The sequence below is a fragment of the Arthrobacter sp. zg-Y1143 genome, from assembly GCF_030125565.1.
Taxonomy (GTDB): domain Bacteria; phylum Actinomycetota; class Actinomycetes; order Actinomycetales; family Micrococcaceae; genus Arthrobacter_B.
Genome location: NZ_JASKLW010000012.1, coordinates 12095 through 26051 on the forward strand (window position 1 = coordinate 12095; position 13957 = coordinate 26051).

Here is a 13957-nt window from a genome sequence, read left to right on the forward strand (position 1 = left end):
CGGCCGTTCACCACCGAAGACCGGTTGCATGCACTGCAAGATACCGGTACCGTGCAGTGCATGACACCTACCGCTGAGTCCATTCTGACTCAACTTCGCAAAGGCACAGTGGACTACTGCGTCCTCGCCTGCCTGCGCTCCGGGCCCGCGTACGGGCTGGAGATCGCGGAGCGTCTCGGAGAGGGCGAAGTGCTGTTCGCCAGCGGGGGCACCCTCTATCCGTTGCTTTCGCGTCTGCGGCAGCAAGGCTGGGTAATCACAACGCTGGAGCCGTCACCGGTTGGGCCGCCCCGCCGCTACTACCACCTCACCGATGCGGGCGAGAGCGCACTGAAGGTCTTTACCCGGACCTGGCACCTGTTCGCTGCAGACGTTACGACCATGATTAAGGAAACCTCATGACCACCACTGAACCGATGCCGGCACTGCTGGAGGCCTACTTCGCCGATCTGGACCGGGCGCTGATCGGCACTGACCCGCGTGAGCACGCAGAGACGGTCCAGGCAATGCGCGAGGATGCAGCGGAGATGCTCGGCCGGTTCGGATCTTCGGAGAAGAGTGCCGAACGCATCATCGCCGAGTTCGGTCCCGTCGAGCAGATTGCCGCGGCCGCCACACCCGCACCCGCAGCACCTGCTCAGCCGCGTTCCTCGGGCGACATTTGGCTGCTCGCGGGCTCCGTCCTGAGCCTCATCTTCTACGTGTTCCCGTTCATTGCGATCGCGATGCTCGTCTGGACCACTGTGAGGTTGAGGCGCAGTGCCGGGAACCGGTCACTGCAGCGGGCCGCTTTTTGGGTCTCTGTTGCGGCGGTTGTGCTCTCAGTTGGGATATTCATTCTCCGCGCCGTCGGCTCGCTTACTTAATGCCGAAGTCGTAGCCGCCCTGACGGTATCCAAACCGGTCCCGCAGGAAGTTGCCGCTGGTGGTCAGGTCCGCCGAAGAGCGGCGGTGCCGGCTGGCGTGCAGCGTGCTGGCCTGCCCGGACAGGAGCTCAAGCTGCTCAACGAGTTCCTGGTTGGGGGTCCGCCCGCTCGCCTGCTTGCTGTCCAGCATGTTGGCCGGGATGGCCAGATAGCTCCGCAGGACACTGGGCAGGTAGTCGCGCACGGTGGCCGAAAGTTCGTACTCGAACTGCGGATCGCCCGAAGGCTGCCGCGTTTCGGCGTCGATCACCGAGTCCAGCGTCCGGCATATTTCCAGGATGCTGGCATACGCCTCGGCCGGAAGCCGGTTCCTGTTCTGTTTGGCTACTGAGGATGTCCATTTCAGGGCCGGTGACAGTCCCAGCGTTGAAGAAGCTGCCCCAGCCGGGGTGTCGGCGGACTGCTCGGCTGCGGGGAACGGGGCCATGCCGTCGCGTTGCCATGCGCGGACCCGGCGATGCAGCCAGAGATCGCGAAGGTTGTAGGACCGGATGCCCGACACGGCAATCATCCCAAGGACCACGAAGGTGGTGAGAAGGAAGGACGTGGTGTCCGCGGCGGCGACGGCGGCCAGGACCAGGCCGACATAAAGGGCACCCTCGAGAATCACTTTGATGTTCCTCCTGCGCACGCCGATCATCAGCACCAGCAGCGGCAGGAACGGGAAGAAGAAGAGCGCGACGGCGACCTTGAAGATGTTCCCCAGAGTAAGACGAGACATCATGATCCTCTCGTGAGATGAGTGCCTGCAGGGCTGCCGGCGTCGCCCGGATTCTGCGGGCGGTGGGGTGGCTGCACTGTTGCCAGGCTCCATTTCAGTCTAGCCGCGAACCTGCCGGCGTGGGCGGGCGCGGGCCTTGTGTTCGCTCCCAGCCTCGCCCCGACCCGCCCCGCCCAGCACTAGCACCGTCCCGCCCCGCCGGCCCCGTCCCGGCGGCCGTTGCTCAGGCCGCCGCGTCCATTGCATCCAGAATCCGCGCCCGGAGTTCGTCCGGCCCTACGTGCCGGCGGACCAGGGCCAGGGCGGCCGGATCGGCGCCGCGCAGCAGCCCCAGAAGCAGGTGCTCCAACCCGATGTAGCCGTCCCGGCGTGCCGTCGATTCACGCAGGCTGGACGTCAGGACCGCTTTTGCCGCGGCAGTAAACGGAATATGCCCGCCGCCCAAGCCGAAACGGCGGCGCCGCGGAGCATCGGCGGGTCCGGCAGCGTCCAGGGTGCCCTCGCCAAACTGTGCGTCGACGGCGCGGCGCACCTCCTCCAGGTCGATGCCCAGGGAACCGAGCGCTGCGGCGTCGTTGTGCTCCTCACCCTGCCCCTGCAGTTCCGAGCGCAGCTGGGTAGAAGTGAGCCCGTACCCGGCCAGCAGGGCAGCCAGGGGCGGTGCGGATTGTTCCGCCGCCGCAACTATGCCCACCAGCAGATGCGCCGGAAGGATCTGGGTTGCGTCCAGGGAGCGGGCTTCCTCCTGGGCGTTGATGACGCCCTGCCGGGCCTGTTCAGTAAACCGTTCAAACATGGCGCTACTTCGCTTTCCGGTTGTATTTCTGGTGGACGGCCTGCTTGGTGATGCCCAGCTGGTCCGCGATTGCCTGCCAGGACCAGCCCTGTGCGCGGGCGTTGGCCACCTGAACGGCTTCGAGCCGGTCACGCAGCCTGCCGAGGGCGACGACGGCGCGCAGGCCGGTTGCCGGATCGGGGCTTGCCGCCGCGGCGGCCGTTTGTGAATGGTCTTCCATGCCGTCAACTGTGATTGACGGCTTCGGCCGTGTCAAGAGGGATTGACGATCTTTTCCGCGAACGACGACGGCGCCGGCGGCTGGGGGTCGCGAAATGAGAAGGCAAAAATTACCGTCGTCGCGCTCGAAAAGGCACGATTTACCGTTTTCCGGCCGGAAAACGGTAAATATTGCTTTTTCGTGGGGGCAGCCGGCAGGTCGCAGCCCTACAGGTACACGGTTTCACCTACACCCAAGCGCCGGATCTCGATCCCTGCGCGCCGGGCCTCGGCGTCCAGGACGGCGTCCAGCACCTGAAGGCCCGCCTCGTTCAGCAGCCCGTCATGAACCGGATAAATCCGCTCACTCTCCGCACCCCGGAGATAGCCAATCAGGTCCGGCACCGTCAGCCACGGAGCCTGTCCGGGAGCGAGGAGCACCGGCGCCGGCATGGCGGTGAAGGCGTCCCCGGGGTGCAGCACGGTGTCATTGATGAGGAACCCGATGTTGTTGACGGGCTCCACATCCGGATGGCTGTAATTGTGCAGCGATCCGACGGCCGCTACGGCCAAGTTCCCAACCGTGGCGGCCTGGCCGTCCTTCAGCACCTCCACATGCTCACGCAGGTGCGGGGCGGCGTCGAGCTTTCCAGCCACCCCGGCGCAGGTGAGGATGCGCAGGTCCGGAGTTTCAGCCAGCGCGGCATCAAGGAGGCGCGGGTCGAAGTGGTCAAAATGCTCATGCGTGATCAGCACCGCCCGGGCGGTGCGCCACGCCTCCGGCTGCGGGGTCAGGCCGCCCGGGTCGATGACCACGGTGTCGGAACCCGCCGTGAGCCGGACGCAGGCGTGCCCGTACTTGGTCAGTTCCATGAGAGCCTCCCGGATGCCGCCGTGAATCCTGTGACCGTACTACCACTGCCCGACGGCGGCACCAGGATCTTCACCGCAGTTTCCTTGCGCCGTGGTTCAGCACCAACACATTTCACGCTGGGCCGGGTGCCCTGCCGGTGCGGGGTTACCGCAGGTGCTCTTCGGCCCAGCGTGTGAGTTCGAGAAGAGCCGGGCGCATGGCAGCTCCGTGCTCGGTCAACTCGTACTGCACCCGGACAGGGCCGGCGTCGACGACGGTGCGGGTGACCAGGCCGAGTTCCGCCAGCTCGACCAGCCGTTCATTGAGAATGCGGTCACTAATCCCCGGAATGCCGCGCTTCAAATCGTTGAAGAACACCGGCCCCTGCATGAGGGTGCTGAGCACTACGCCCGTCCAACGCTTTCCCAGCATGGTCATGACGCGGGCCAGGGGCTCACTGAGTACGTCGCAGGCGCTCGCCTGCTCCCCAGGGGAGAACAGATCCGGTGCTGGTGTCCTTGACATTCCCGTCCTCCACGCTTACTTTTTACGAGTAACCAACAATAAGTAGCCAACCTACTTGCCTGCAATCTATTCTGCCTCTTTTTCCCGGAGCATGCAGGCCCCAACGTACTGGCCCCCTCAAGAAGGAAATCCCCATGACAACAGCCGATTTGTCCCTCCGCATCCAGCGCATCGAAGACCGCCAGGAAATCACTGACGTGGTGATCCGTTACGCCATGTCGATTGATGCTGCGGACTGGGAGCGGTACGCGGAACTCTTCACCGATCCTGTCCACATTGACTTTTCCGAAGCGGGCCTTCCAGCCGCAGACTTCGCACGGGACCAGTTCGTCGGTTTTGCCGAAGCTGGCCTGGGCGCCTGGGATGCCCGTCAGCACCTGAGCCCCAACCATATTGTGGAGTTCGACGACCAGGACCCGGACAAAGCGCTCTGCACTTCCTATATGTATGCCCAGCACTACAAGGAAGGGGCTCCCGGCGGGGAGTTCTACCTGATGCGCGGATCGTACGAAAACCACATGGTCCGGACTGCCGAGGGGTGGAAGATCAACCGCCTCAAGCAGCGCATCTTCTGGGTTGAGGGCAACGCGGACGCCGCGCGGGTGATGACCTCTTAGCCGGATCGGTTTCGCCCTAGCAGCCTCGCCCGGAGCAGTTCCTTCAGACGGCGTATGGCAGGATGTGCGCATGCCGATAACCCCCGACACCAAGAACTGGACCTGGGTCCTGTACCGTCCCTGCCCGGAATGCGGTTTCGATGCTGCGGCCGCGGCCTTCGATGACGTGCCGGACCTGCTCCGCGACAGCGCGGACCAGTGGCAGGGCATCCTCGCCGACCCGGCGGCTGTGCAGCGTCCGGACGACGCCACCTGGTCGCCGCTGGAATACGGTGCGCACGTGCGGGATCTGTGCCGGGTCTATCGGACGAGGTTAGGCCTGATGCTGGAGAACGACGGCGTCGGATTCGCCGACTGGGACCAGGACGCCACCGCAGTGGCCGAACGGTACGCGGAACAGGATCCGGCGGTGGTGGTTGCCGAGCTGGGTGCGGAAGCGGAGTCGACGGCGGCAGCCTTTGCCGCCGTCGGCCCCGGCCAGCTGGCCCGGCGCGGGCTGCGCTCGGACGGCAGTGCCTTTACCGTCGACTCCCTGGCCCGCTATTTCATCCACGACGCACTCCACCACCTCTGGGACGTGCGGCCCCCGGGGGGGCGCCCCCGGGGCGGCCGGGCCCCGACCACCCCGTGCAGGCCCGGGCCCCCCCCCCCCCCCCCCCCGGGGCCCCGCCGGCCCGCCCCGCGCCCCCCCGGGGGCCGCACGTCCCGCTACAACCGCTTACTCGCCGTCGCCCCCGCGGGAGGCGGCGATTTCCAGGACGCGGTCGCGGCAGAGCCGCCAGCCGAGCATCAGCGCAGGGATGATGACCACCAGGGAGGCGATGGTCCAGGTGCCCACAGGTGAATCGAAGGCCATCAGGATCAGCACTGCGAGCAGGAACGCCAGCGTGATCCATCCGGTGACGGGAGCGCCGGGCATCCGGAATGCCGGGCGCTCCAGGTCACCCTTCTTAGCCCGCTTGGTGAGCTCCATCTGGCACAGGACGATCATGGCCCAGGTGCTGATGATGCCCAGCGACGCCACGTTCAGCACAATTTCGAAGGCATCGGCCGGGACCACGGCGTTGAGGATGACGCCGAGCAGGGCCACCACGGCGGTCATGGCGATGCCGCCGTAGGGGACGCCTGCCTTGTTCATCCGCGCCGCGAACTTCGGGGCGGAACCGGCCACGGACATGGAGCGCATGATGCGGCCGGTGGAGTACAGGCCGGCATTGAGCGAGGACAGCGCCGCGGTCAGGACCACCAGGTTCATGATCGCGTCTACGCCGCCGACGCCGATGGAGCCGAAGAAGGTGACGAACGGGCTTTCCCCGGCGTGGTAGGAGCTGTAAGGCAGCAGCAGCGAGAGCAGGACCAGCGTTCCGACGTAGAACACGGCGATACGGATAACCACCGTGTTGATGGCGCGGGGCATGATCTTTTCCGGGTGTTCCGTCTCGCCGGCGGCGGTGCCGATGAGTTCGATCGAGGCGTAGGCAAACACCACACCCTGCATAACGACGACGGCGGGCAGCAGGCCGTTGGGGAACAGGCCGCCGTTGTCGGAGATGAGGCTGAAGCCAACCTGCTGGCCGTCCACCGGAGTACCGAAGATCACGAAGCAGATGCCCACGATCAGGAAGGCAACCAGGGCCACCACCTTGATCAGGGCGAACCAGAACTCCAGTTCACCGAACACCTTGACGCTGATCAGGTTCAGGCCGAGTACCAGCAGCAGGGCGGCCAGCGCCCAGCTCCACTGCGGCACCTCGGCGATGGGCGCCCAGTATTTCTTGAAGAAGTTCATGTACAGCGCGACGGCGGTGATGTCCACGATCGCGGTCATCGCCCAGTTCAACCAGTACAGCCAGCCCGACACGAAGGCGGCCTTTTCGCCGAAGAACTCGCGGGCATAGGAGACGAAGGAGCCGGTGGTGGGCCGGTGCATGACCAGTTCGCCCAGGGCCCGCAGGATCATGAAGGCGAAGAAACCGCAGACGGCGTAGCTGATGACCAGGGACGGCCCTGCCGTGGCCAGGCGCCCGCCGGCACCCATGAACAGGCCGGTGCCGATGGCGCCGCCAATGGCGATCATCTGCACCTGGCGGGGTTTGAGGCCCTTCTGGTACCCCGCATCCTCGTGCTCGATGCTGGTTTCGGCCGTGCGGTCGGGAGCCTTTTGCTCCGGGCTGGCCGCTTGCTGTGTCATCGGTCGTTGTCCTTTTGTCTATGTGATCCGGCCGGGTTGCCGCCGGAGTTAAAAGCCGCAGCGGCAGGCGTTGAAGGGCGTTGGCATGCGCTTAGTTGTGCCCTCTGGTTGTTCGGGGCACTAACAAATGCACCCGTAGACTATGGCACCGGTCACAGCTCAGCGTCAAAACGGAAGCATGGTGACTATTTGCCGCAGTGGCGTTTACGGGCGCCCCCAGCCGTCCAGGGCGGTGGTGATGCTCTCCACCAGGCGGTTGAAGCTGCGTTCGAGGCTGTTGGGCAGCTCAAAACTGCCCATGGTTTCGAGGGAAACGAAACCGTGGAGCGCCGCCCGCAGGAACCGGATTCCGTCAACGGCATCCTCCCCCGTCAGCCGGTAGCCCGCCAGGACACTGTTCATGACCTCCAGGAAAGCGGCTGCGACCTCAGCTTCCTCAGGGTCCTCGCCGGCCAGGGGCAGCATTGTCAGGGGGTACTGTCCGCGGTGCTGCAGTGCCCATCCGCGGTACGCGTCCGCAATGCCGATGATCGCCTCGTCCCTCGACCGGCCGATGGCGGCCTGGGTGATGGCGCGTGTCAGTGAACGCTTCGCCAGGAGGATAACGCCGCGCTGGAGGCCGGCCACGCCGTCGACGTGTTTGTACAGCGAGGGCACCCGGACGCCGAAGCTTTCGGCAACCGCCGCGAGGTTCAGGCCCTCACTGTGCGGCTCGTCCAGCATCTGTGCCGCGCGTTCGACGACGGCGGCCGTACTGAGCCCGGCCCTAGGCATGATCGGGTTCCCCGAAGATGCCGGCAAGGAACGGCAGCATCAGGTCCAGAACCTCATTGGGCGTTTGCGCATGGGGGTAGTGGCCCGCTCCCTCGATGACCTCGAGCCGGCCGAGGCCGGCGGGGAGGTCGGCGATGATGCGTTCGCCCTCGGCGCGGGGGTCCGCCCAGTCCGGGTCGGCGGAGCCCTGGATGATGAGGACGGGGGAGGCGACATCGGCGAGGCGGGCACCGGCGTCGACGGGCGTGGTCTTCATCATGGCCTGCAGGACCTTCATATGCCCCGGGTCCTGCATGGTTGCGGCGATCCGTGACCGTTCGGAAGCCCAGTCGGCGGGCTTCACGGGGATTGCGGTGTCGAGGTACTTCAGCCAATTCGCCACGTTCCCGCGGAGCATGGTGAGCATCAGCTGGACCGAGGCGGCGCGGTAGGGCTGGACGCTGAGCATGCCGGCCAGGTCCATGGACTGTTTCCGAGTGAACGGGGCAAGCTCAACGACGCCGGCAATCAGGTCCGGGGCATCAGCGGCCGCGATGGTGCCGGCGCCGCCGCTGATGGACTGTCCCACGAGAACCGCCGGCCCGCCGAGGTGTTTCACCAGCGCCACGAGGTCCCCGGCGATGTCCGTTCGGCTGTAGCCGGGCCAGTCGGTGCTGGACTCGCCGCAGCCGCGGATATCCAGGTTGGCAACCCGGTAGCCGGCGGCGACCAGCGCCGGCATAACGAAGCGGTAGGAGCGGCGGCTGTCGCCCATGCCGTGGGCGAGGACCACAAGCGGGCCGTCCCCCTGCAGGTCGTAAGCGAGGCGGTGTGATCCAATGCTCATGTACTCGGTCATGATGTGCCCTCCGGCTAGGTGTGTACGGCAAAGCTAACATCCTTAGCTACAAAGCACAACGGGTTAACCATTCAGCAAACGGCAGCTGTTGCTGCCGGGCCGTGGTCAGGCCGGTGACGCAGTGGCTGCCCCCAGATGCAGGGTGTCGGCCCGTTCCGCCGTCGACGCGGCACCGGACTTGCGCCGGCCGCGTGCCGCATGCAGGCCCAGGGCGCTGCCCGCTGCAAGAACCCAGCACAGGAGAATGAGGACCGGCGCCAGAGTGCCGCGCCCGCCGAAGTAGCTCGTGTCGGTGATGGCACGGAATGCGGCACCCGGCGGTAGGCCGGCGCCGATGCGGGCGATCGCGGCCGGCATCAGGAAGGCGCTGACGGTGGCGCCGCCGGCGGCGTTGCCCAGCGTGGTGAACAGGAGGGTGGAGATGATGTTGCCGAAGGGGCCCAGCAGGCTGGCGAAAGCCAGGGAGGAGAATGAGACCCCGATGCCCAGCAGCGTCAGTATCGGGATCACCGCCACCGCAGGGGAGGGGACGGCCCCGTATACCGGCCCGGCGAGGATGGCGGCTGCTGCGGCAATCGCCACCGCGCCGGCCACGAGGGTTAGGACCCGCCAGCGGAGCCGGACGAGGGCGGCAACCGAGTACATGATCTGCGCCAGGATGAATGAGGCGAGGGTGACACCGAAGACGAGATAGAAGCCGGACAGTCCCTGCAGGTCCTGCCGGGCGAGCGGTACGGCGTCCGTGGTGGACACGATCGGCAAATGTGCCGCTTCAGCCACCCCTGCGGCCATGGCGCTTGCCGCCCCCACCGCACTGCGCCCGTTAGCCCCGGCCGTGATCAGATCCAAACCCGCCGCATCGGAACGGGGTATCAGCGCCGCCACGGCCTGATGCTCTTGGAGCAGCCGCCGGGCCGCCGCCTCGTCAGCGGCCGGAACCACGGCCGCGCTCGCGCCCAAGGCACGGGAGGCGCCGTCGGCCAGATCCGTGCCCACCACCACCAGGGGCAGATGATGCGGCTGCGGGTCCCGTTGAAGCCCCACATATAGGCCGACAAAGGCGGCGGCAACTAGGGCCGTGACGATGATCTGGCTCCCCAGCATGGCCACCAGGCGGCCTCCGGTTGGTCCCGGCGATGGCGTGGCGGGCTTGGATAAGCTCATGATGTCCCCTTTAGGTTGTAATCAACTGATTACTTAACAAGTAATCGAATGATAACCTCAATGCATGGATAAGCAAGCCCCCCGCCAGACTGTTCCCCGTTTGTCCGCGGCAGAGCGGCGCCAGGAGACCCTGGGTGCGGCAGCCGAGGTCTTCGCGCAACACGGCTACCACGGTGCGACGACGGACCGGATCGCCCGTGAAGCGGGCATCAGCCAGGCCTACGTGGTGCGGATGTTCGGGACCAAGGAACAGCTTTTCCTCGCGGTTATTGGCCAGTCCCTGGATTTCATCCTGGACGAATTCCGCAAGGCCCTGCCCGGGGATGAGTCGTCAAGGTCGGAGCGCCTGGGTGCCGCGTACATCCGGCTGGCTGAGCAGCGCGGCGTCCATCTTCCCCTGATGCATGCCTTTGCGATGGGCTCGGATCCCGTGATCGGGGCCGCAGCACGTGCGGGTTTTGTTCGGTTGCTGAAATTCCTGCTGGAGGAAGCGGAGCTGGCCCCCGATGAGGCCGACGGCTTCATTGCCCGTGGCATGCTCGTCAATACCCTGATGGGCCTGCGGATGGAGATGGACCCGGACCCCGCAGGCAATCAGCTGGCCGAGCGGGTGTTAAGGAAACCCCGCCCGGCCACGCATGCACGATGATGCGCCGGTAATACTAGAAGGGGGCGGCACCGGACCTGTCGATGAACGTGCCGGTGGGGCCGGAGCCGCCGCGGGTGGCCAGCTCCACGATGGCGTCCGTTCCCTGGCGTACCGTCTGGGTGCCCTGCTGCCGGTTGAAATCAGTGGCGGTGTAGCCCGGGTCCGCCGCATTAATGCGCAGCTCCGGGAACGCCTTGGCATACTGCACGGTCAGCATGGTCACCGCGGACTTGGAGGAGGTGTACAGCGGCATCACCACGGTGGACTCGACACGCTCCGGGTCGTGCGCAAAGCCGAAGGAACCCACTCCGCTGGTGACGTTCACAACCGTTCCCGCGGCGGACTTCCGCAGGAGCGGCAGGAAAGCGTGCATCATGCGGACAATGCCCACCACATTGGTGCCGTACACCGCCTCTGCATCGGCTGCCGTCAGTTCCTCCGCCTTGGCGTAGGGTCCGGGAATGCCCGCGTTGTTGACCAGGATGTCCAAGCCGCCGGCAGCTGCCACCGTCTTGGCGGCGGCCTCCACGGAGGAATCACTGGTGACGTCGAGCTGGACGAACATGCCGCCGAGTGCCTCGGCCGCTTCCCGCCCGCGGACTTCATCGCGCGCCCCCATCCAGACGGTATGCCCCGCTTCGAGGAGACGGCGTGCTGTTTCATAACCCAGGCCCTTGTTGGCGCCGGTAATCAGTGTTGTTGTCATGGCCTTAGTCTTGATCCGCTGCGGACTGATGTCGTGGCACGGGCCAGCATAGGGACTGCCAATGCCACCCAGAACCGGTTTGCGGCTGTCACACTCTAGCCATGCAGGATTCTGACTTGGGTGCCCTTCTCCGTTCCTGGCGGAACCGGCTGCAGCCGGCGGACGCGGGCCTGCCCGTTTACGGGTTCCGGCGGGCGCCGGGGCTGAAGCGGGAGGAGCTGGCCCAGCTGGCAGGTGTCAGTGTTGATTACCTGGTGCGCCTTGAGCAGGGCCGTGCCCGCCGGCCCTCCGCCCAGGTGGCGGCGGCACTGGCACGTGCGCTGCAGCTGAGCGACACCGAACGCTCGCATCTCTTCGAGATTTCCGGGCTGCTTCCGCCCGGGCCCGGAGAAGTTCCGACGCATATCCCGCCCGGCGTGCAGCGGCTGGTGGCGAGGCTTGGTGAAGTACCGGTGGCCGTGTTCACCGCCGCCTGGGACCTGCTGTCCTTCAGTCCGCTGTGGGCGGCCCTTCTCGGGGAGCCCATCCCGCCCGACAAGGGGCGTCCCAATCTCCTGCGCTCGCACTTTGCCGGGCGAACGCTGGGCAGCAGCGGAATTCGGATCATCTGTCCGAAGGACAGCTTGGAGCTTTTTGAAGCATCCCTGGTGTCGGACCTGCGCCGCGCTTACGGACGGTACCCGCATGACCGCAGGGTGCAGGAGCTGGTTACTGATCTGGCTGCGTCCAGTGAACGGTTCCGTACACTGTGGGACAGCGGAACCGTCAGCGAGCACCAGTCCGAAATGAAAGTGGTGCAGAACGCCGTCGTCGGGGATGTGGAGCTGGACTGCGACATTTTCACCGTGGCCGGCACGGACCTGCACATTGTCGCCTACACGGCTGCCGCCGGATCCGAGGCGGCAGGAAAACTCGATTTCCTGCGCGTCTCGGCTGTCACGGCGACGGCACTTCAGCTGGACGGTTGAGCGGAGGCCCCCGCGCCGGCCGCGGCCGCGCTCACCAACCGCCGCGGGTGGGCGTGTGTCCCTTCCGCGCGTCATCGGGCATCGGCATTTCCGCACGCAGGCCCAGCAGCCGGATGGGACGACCGGGCTCAATGGCGCCGGCCAGGTCCAGCGATCGGGCCAGGACCTCGTCCCGGTCAAAGGTTTCCGGGATTTTCCGCGCGTGCGTTTTGGTGGTGAACGGTGCGTACCGGACTTTCAGGGTCAAGCCGATCACCGGACGGCCCTCGGCCGCGACGTCCTTCAGGACATTCGCGGCCAGCTCCCGGACGGCGGCTTCCACCTGTGCCGGCTCGGTAAGGTCCTGCTGGAAGGTGGTTTCCCGGCTGTGCCCGCGCGCCACCCAGGGCGTGTCATCCACCGTGCTGGACCCGTCGCCGCGGCCCAGCTCCGCGTACCACGGCCCCATCTTCGGGCCGAACTCCGGCACCAGGGCCTGCGGATCGGCAGCGGCCAGCTCCGCAACGGTGCTGATGCCGAGTTTGGCCAGCCGGCCGGAAATCTTGGCGCCGACACCCCACAGCTCCCGGGTGGGGCGGGCACCCATCACCTCCAGCCAGTTCTCCCGGGTGAGCCGGAAGACGCCGGCGGGTTTGCCCAGGTCGGTGGCGTTTTTGGCCCGGACCAGGGTGTCGCCGATGCCCACGCTGCAGTGCAGCTGCGTCTGCTCCAGCACGGCGGACTGGAGGTGCCGGGCGTAGGCTTCCGGATCTTCCGTCTGCGTGCCGACAAAGGCTTCGTCCCACCCCAGCACCTGTACGACGGCGCCGGGTTGGGCACGCAGGGTGGCCATCACGACGTCGGACGCGGCCAGGTAGGCTTCGGTGTCCACGGGGAGGATGACGGCGTCGGGCACCTTGCGGGCGGCGACCCGCAGCGGCATCCCGGAGCCCACGCCGAACGCCCGCGCTTCGTAGGACGCGGTGGAGACCACGGCGCGTTCGGTCGGGTCGCCCCGGCCGCCCACAATCACCGGTTTGCCCGCCAGTTCCGGGCGCCGCAGCACTTCAACGGCCGCAATGAACTGGTCGAGGTCAACGTGCAGCACCCAATGGTTTCCGCTCACGCGACCAGTGTGCCGCAGGCGCGGCTGCCGCGACCAGCAGAATCACCGGATGCTGCACTCCGAAAGACGCCTAGGCGAAGTGGGTTGCCACCTTGGAGGCGGTGACAGATTCCACCAAACGCTCGGCCAGTTCGCGCAGCTTGATGTTCTGGTTGCTGGAGGCGCGGCCGAGGATGGCGAAGGCCTCCTCCTGGCTGCAGCGGTTCTGGCCGGCGACAATGCCAACCGCAACGTCAATGGCGGTGCGGGATTCCATGGCCTTGCGCAGGTTCTCACCCATGTCCTGGTGGTTGGCGATCTGCACGGCAACCTGAAGGGTGATGGCAGCTTCCTCCGCATACTCCTGAACGCGGCCGGTCAGCTCTTCCGAGAAGATCCCCTTGGCCCGGGCATAGAGATTCAGGGCGGCGCCGCCGTCGTTCCCAATGAGCAAGGGCACAGCAAGCATCGAGTGATAGCCCCGGCTGCGGATCTCTTCGAAATACTCCCGCCAGCGGGGGTCCGTGCCGGTGTCGTCCACCAGGCTTCGTTCATCAGTCTCCGCCGCGTGCAGGCAGGGCCCGTCGCCGTACCCGTACTGCAGCTCGTCCAGTTCGATCGCCTCCGGCCCGCTGGTGGCCACGGTCTGGGCGTGTTTGTCCCGCTTGAGGGTAATGCTGCAGAGAATCTTGGTCGGGTCACTGAACAGGTCAGCCGCATGGACGGCAAAGGCCTCCAGGAACGGACTCACTACCGGGTGGTCGAGAATAAGCTTCTGCAGTTGCGCGGCGACTGAGGTTCCCGGGGTATGGACTGACATGTTCTAAGCCTATCCAACACGCCGAAAGCGAGGAGGCCGGGCCCTCCCGGGGGGGTGGGGCGGCCGCCTGCCGGCCCCGAGATATGCGCGTCGTGCGTATTATACTCCCCAACCACCCCCCGCCCCG

Annotated in this window: 17 protein-coding genes and 1 pseudogene; 6 read left to right on the forward strand and 12 right to left on the reverse strand. The window is 66.3% G+C overall.

The features are described from left to right. Positions 1-60 precede the first annotated feature (60 nt). Entirely contained in the window at positions 61-402 is a 342-nt protein-coding gene (locus QNN98_RS13280; protein WP_283997763.1) for a PadR family transcriptional regulator, read from the forward strand. Next, positions 399-866: an HAAS signaling domain-containing protein gene (locus QNN98_RS13285; protein ID WP_283997765.1), complete on the forward strand. Its 468-nt coding sequence runs from the start codon at positions 399-401 to the stop codon at positions 864-866. The genes QNN98_RS13280 and QNN98_RS13285 overlap by 4 nt, the downstream gene beginning before the upstream one ends. Here the strand turns inward: QNN98_RS13285 and QNN98_RS13290 are convergent. The 5 genes from QNN98_RS13290 to QNN98_RS13310 all read right to left on the reverse strand — a co-directional run bounded on the left by QNN98_RS13290 (position 859) and on the right by QNN98_RS13310 (position 4019). Beyond that, positions 859-1647, reverse strand: a complete 789-nt coding sequence (locus tag QNN98_RS13290) for a hypothetical protein (RefSeq protein ID WP_283997767.1) — start codon at positions 1645-1647, stop codon at positions 859-861. The genes QNN98_RS13285 and QNN98_RS13290 overlap by 8 nt on opposite strands. A gap of 223 nt (positions 1648-1870) precedes the next feature. After that, positions 1871-2443 (reverse strand): Clp protease N-terminal domain-containing protein, encoded by a 573-nt coding sequence (locus QNN98_RS13295; RefSeq protein WP_283997769.1) that lies wholly within the window; start codon positions 2441-2443, stop codon positions 1871-1873. 4 nt (positions 2444-2447) lie between these two features. Then, positions 2448-2663, reverse strand: a complete 216-nt coding sequence (locus tag QNN98_RS13300) for a helix-turn-helix domain-containing protein (RefSeq protein ID WP_283997770.1) — start codon at positions 2661-2663, stop codon at positions 2448-2450. A 206-nt stretch (positions 2664-2869) separates the two neighbouring features. Further along, positions 2870-3514 (reverse strand): MBL fold metallo-hydrolase, encoded by a 645-nt coding sequence (locus QNN98_RS13305; RefSeq protein WP_283997772.1) that lies wholly within the window; start codon positions 3512-3514, stop codon positions 2870-2872. Between the two features lie 145 nt (positions 3515-3659). Continuing rightward, positions 3660-4019 carry a winged helix-turn-helix transcriptional regulator gene (locus tag QNN98_RS13310; RefSeq protein WP_283997774.1) on the reverse strand — a complete coding sequence of 120 codons (360 nt, stop codon included), beginning with the start codon at positions 4017-4019 and terminating at the stop codon, positions 3660-3662. Between the two features lie 134 nt (positions 4020-4153). Between QNN98_RS13310 and QNN98_RS13315 the strand changes: the two genes are divergently transcribed. Together QNN98_RS13315 and QNN98_RS13320 are read left to right on the forward strand one after the other, a co-directional pair. Continuing rightward, a complete protein-coding gene (locus tag QNN98_RS13315; protein ID WP_227913042.1) occupies positions 4154-4636 on the forward strand; it encodes a nuclear transport factor 2 family protein in 483 nt (160 codons plus the stop codon). Between the two features lie 70 nt (positions 4637-4706). Further along, positions 4707-5150, forward strand: a pseudogene (locus QNN98_RS13320) (DinB family protein); the annotation flags it as partial. Between the two features lie 204 nt (positions 5151-5354). Here the strand turns inward: QNN98_RS13320 and QNN98_RS13325 are convergent. From QNN98_RS13325 to QNN98_RS13340, 4 genes are all read right to left on the reverse strand, one after another. Next, the gene (locus tag QNN98_RS13325; RefSeq protein ID WP_227927168.1) at positions 5355-6827 is read right to left on the reverse strand and encodes an amino acid permease; all 1473 of its coding nucleotides are present in this window, start codon (positions 6825-6827) and stop codon (positions 5355-5357) included. Between the two features lie 204 nt (positions 6828-7031). Further along, the gene (locus tag QNN98_RS13330; protein ID WP_283997777.1) at positions 7032-7601 is read right to left on the reverse strand and encodes a TetR/AcrR family transcriptional regulator; all 570 of its coding nucleotides are present in this window, start codon (positions 7599-7601) and stop codon (positions 7032-7034) included. Next, positions 7594-8427, reverse strand: coding sequence for an alpha/beta fold hydrolase (locus QNN98_RS13335; RefSeq protein ID WP_283997779.1), 834 nt, complete (start codon positions 8425-8427; stop codon positions 7594-7596). The genes QNN98_RS13330 and QNN98_RS13335 overlap by 8 nt, the downstream gene beginning before the upstream one ends. A 117-nt stretch (positions 8428-8544) precedes the next feature. Further along, positions 8545-9603 (reverse strand): hypothetical protein, encoded by a 1059-nt coding sequence (locus QNN98_RS13340; protein ID WP_227927165.1) that lies wholly within the window; start codon positions 9601-9603, stop codon positions 8545-8547. 64 nt (positions 9604-9667) lie between these two features. On the opposite strand from QNN98_RS13340, the gene QNN98_RS13345 reads away from it, so the two are divergent. Next, complete coding sequence (locus tag QNN98_RS13345; RefSeq protein ID WP_283997782.1) at positions 9668-10252, forward strand: TetR/AcrR family transcriptional regulator; 585 nt, start codon at positions 9668-9670, stop codon at positions 10250-10252. 13 nt (positions 10253-10265) lie between these two features. On the opposite strand, the gene QNN98_RS13350 is transcribed toward QNN98_RS13345, so the two are convergent. Further along, on the reverse strand, positions 10266-10958 hold the full coding sequence (locus tag QNN98_RS13350) for an SDR family NAD(P)-dependent oxidoreductase (RefSeq protein ID WP_283997784.1): 693 nt from the start codon (positions 10956-10958) through the stop codon (positions 10266-10268). Positions 10959-11059: 101 nt separating this feature from the next. Between QNN98_RS13350 and QNN98_RS13355 the strand changes: the two genes are divergently transcribed. After that, positions 11060-11926, forward strand: a complete 867-nt coding sequence (locus QNN98_RS13355) for a helix-turn-helix domain-containing protein (RefSeq protein ID WP_227927162.1) — start codon at positions 11060-11062, stop codon at positions 11924-11926. A 31-nt stretch (positions 11927-11957) separates the two neighbouring features. Here the strand turns inward: QNN98_RS13355 and QNN98_RS13360 are convergent, their stop codons facing one another. Beyond that, on the reverse strand, positions 11958-13031 hold the full coding sequence (locus QNN98_RS13360; RefSeq protein ID WP_442860337.1) for a DNA polymerase IV: 1074 nt from the start codon (positions 13029-13031) through the stop codon (positions 11958-11960). A 70-nt stretch (positions 13032-13101) separates the two neighbouring features. After that, positions 13102-13830, reverse strand: coding sequence for a GAF and ANTAR domain-containing protein (locus QNN98_RS13365; protein WP_227927161.1), 729 nt, complete (start codon positions 13828-13830; stop codon positions 13102-13104). Between the last annotated feature and the right edge of the window lie 127 nt (positions 13831-13957).

Coding starts and splice junctions, on each gene's coding strand:
- QNN98_RS13290 (WP_283997767.1), bottom strand. CDS start 1,647: ATGTCTCGTCTTACTCTGGGGAACATCTTCAAGGTCGCCGTCGCGCTC.
- QNN98_RS13330 (WP_283997777.1), bottom strand. CDS start 7,601: ATGCCTAGGGCCGGGCTCAGTACGGCCGCCGTCGTCGAACGCGCGGCA.
- QNN98_RS13295 (WP_283997769.1), bottom strand. CDS start 2,443: ATGTTTGAACGGTTTACTGAACAGGCCCGGCAGGGCGTCATCAACGCC.
- QNN98_RS13350 (WP_283997784.1), bottom strand. CDS start 10,958: ATGACAACAACACTGATTACCGGCGCCAACAAGGGCCTGGGTTATGAA.
- QNN98_RS13340 (WP_227927165.1), bottom strand. CDS start 9,603: ATGAGCTTATCCAAGCCCGCCACGCCATCGCCGGGACCAACCGGAGGC.
- QNN98_RS13365 (WP_227927161.1), bottom strand. CDS start 13,830: ATGTCAGTCCATACCCCGGGAACCTCAGTCGCCGCGCAACTGCAGAAG.
- QNN98_RS13315 (WP_227913042.1), top strand. CDS start 4,154: ATGACAACAGCCGATTTGTCCCTCCGCATCCAGCGCATCGAAGACCGC.
- QNN98_RS13280 (WP_283997763.1), top strand. CDS start 61: ATGACACCTACCGCTGAGTCCATTCTGACTCAACTTCGCAAAGGCACA.
- QNN98_RS13300 (WP_283997770.1), bottom strand. CDS start 2,663: ATGGAAGACCATTCACAAACGGCCGCCGCGGCGGCAAGCCCCGATCCG.
- QNN98_RS13345 (WP_283997782.1), top strand. CDS start 9,668: ATGGATAAGCAAGCCCCCCGCCAGACTGTTCCCCGTTTGTCCGCGGCA.
- QNN98_RS13310 (WP_283997774.1), bottom strand. CDS start 4,019: ATGTCAAGGACACCAGCACCGGATCTGTTCTCCCCTGGGGAGCAGGCG.
- QNN98_RS13325 (WP_227927168.1), bottom strand. CDS start 6,827: ATGACACAGCAAGCGGCCAGCCCGGAGCAAAAGGCTCCCGACCGCACG.
- QNN98_RS13335 (WP_283997779.1), bottom strand. CDS start 8,427: ATGAGCATTGGATCACACCGCCTCGCTTACGACCTGCAGGGGGACGGC.
- QNN98_RS13355 (WP_227927162.1), top strand. CDS start 11,060: ATGCAGGATTCTGACTTGGGTGCCCTTCTCCGTTCCTGGCGGAACCGG.
- QNN98_RS13285 (WP_283997765.1), top strand. CDS start 399: ATGACCACCACTGAACCGATGCCGGCACTGCTGGAGGCCTACTTCGCC.
- QNN98_RS13305 (WP_283997772.1), bottom strand. CDS start 3,514: ATGGAACTGACCAAGTACGGGCACGCCTGCGTCCGGCTCACGGCGGGT.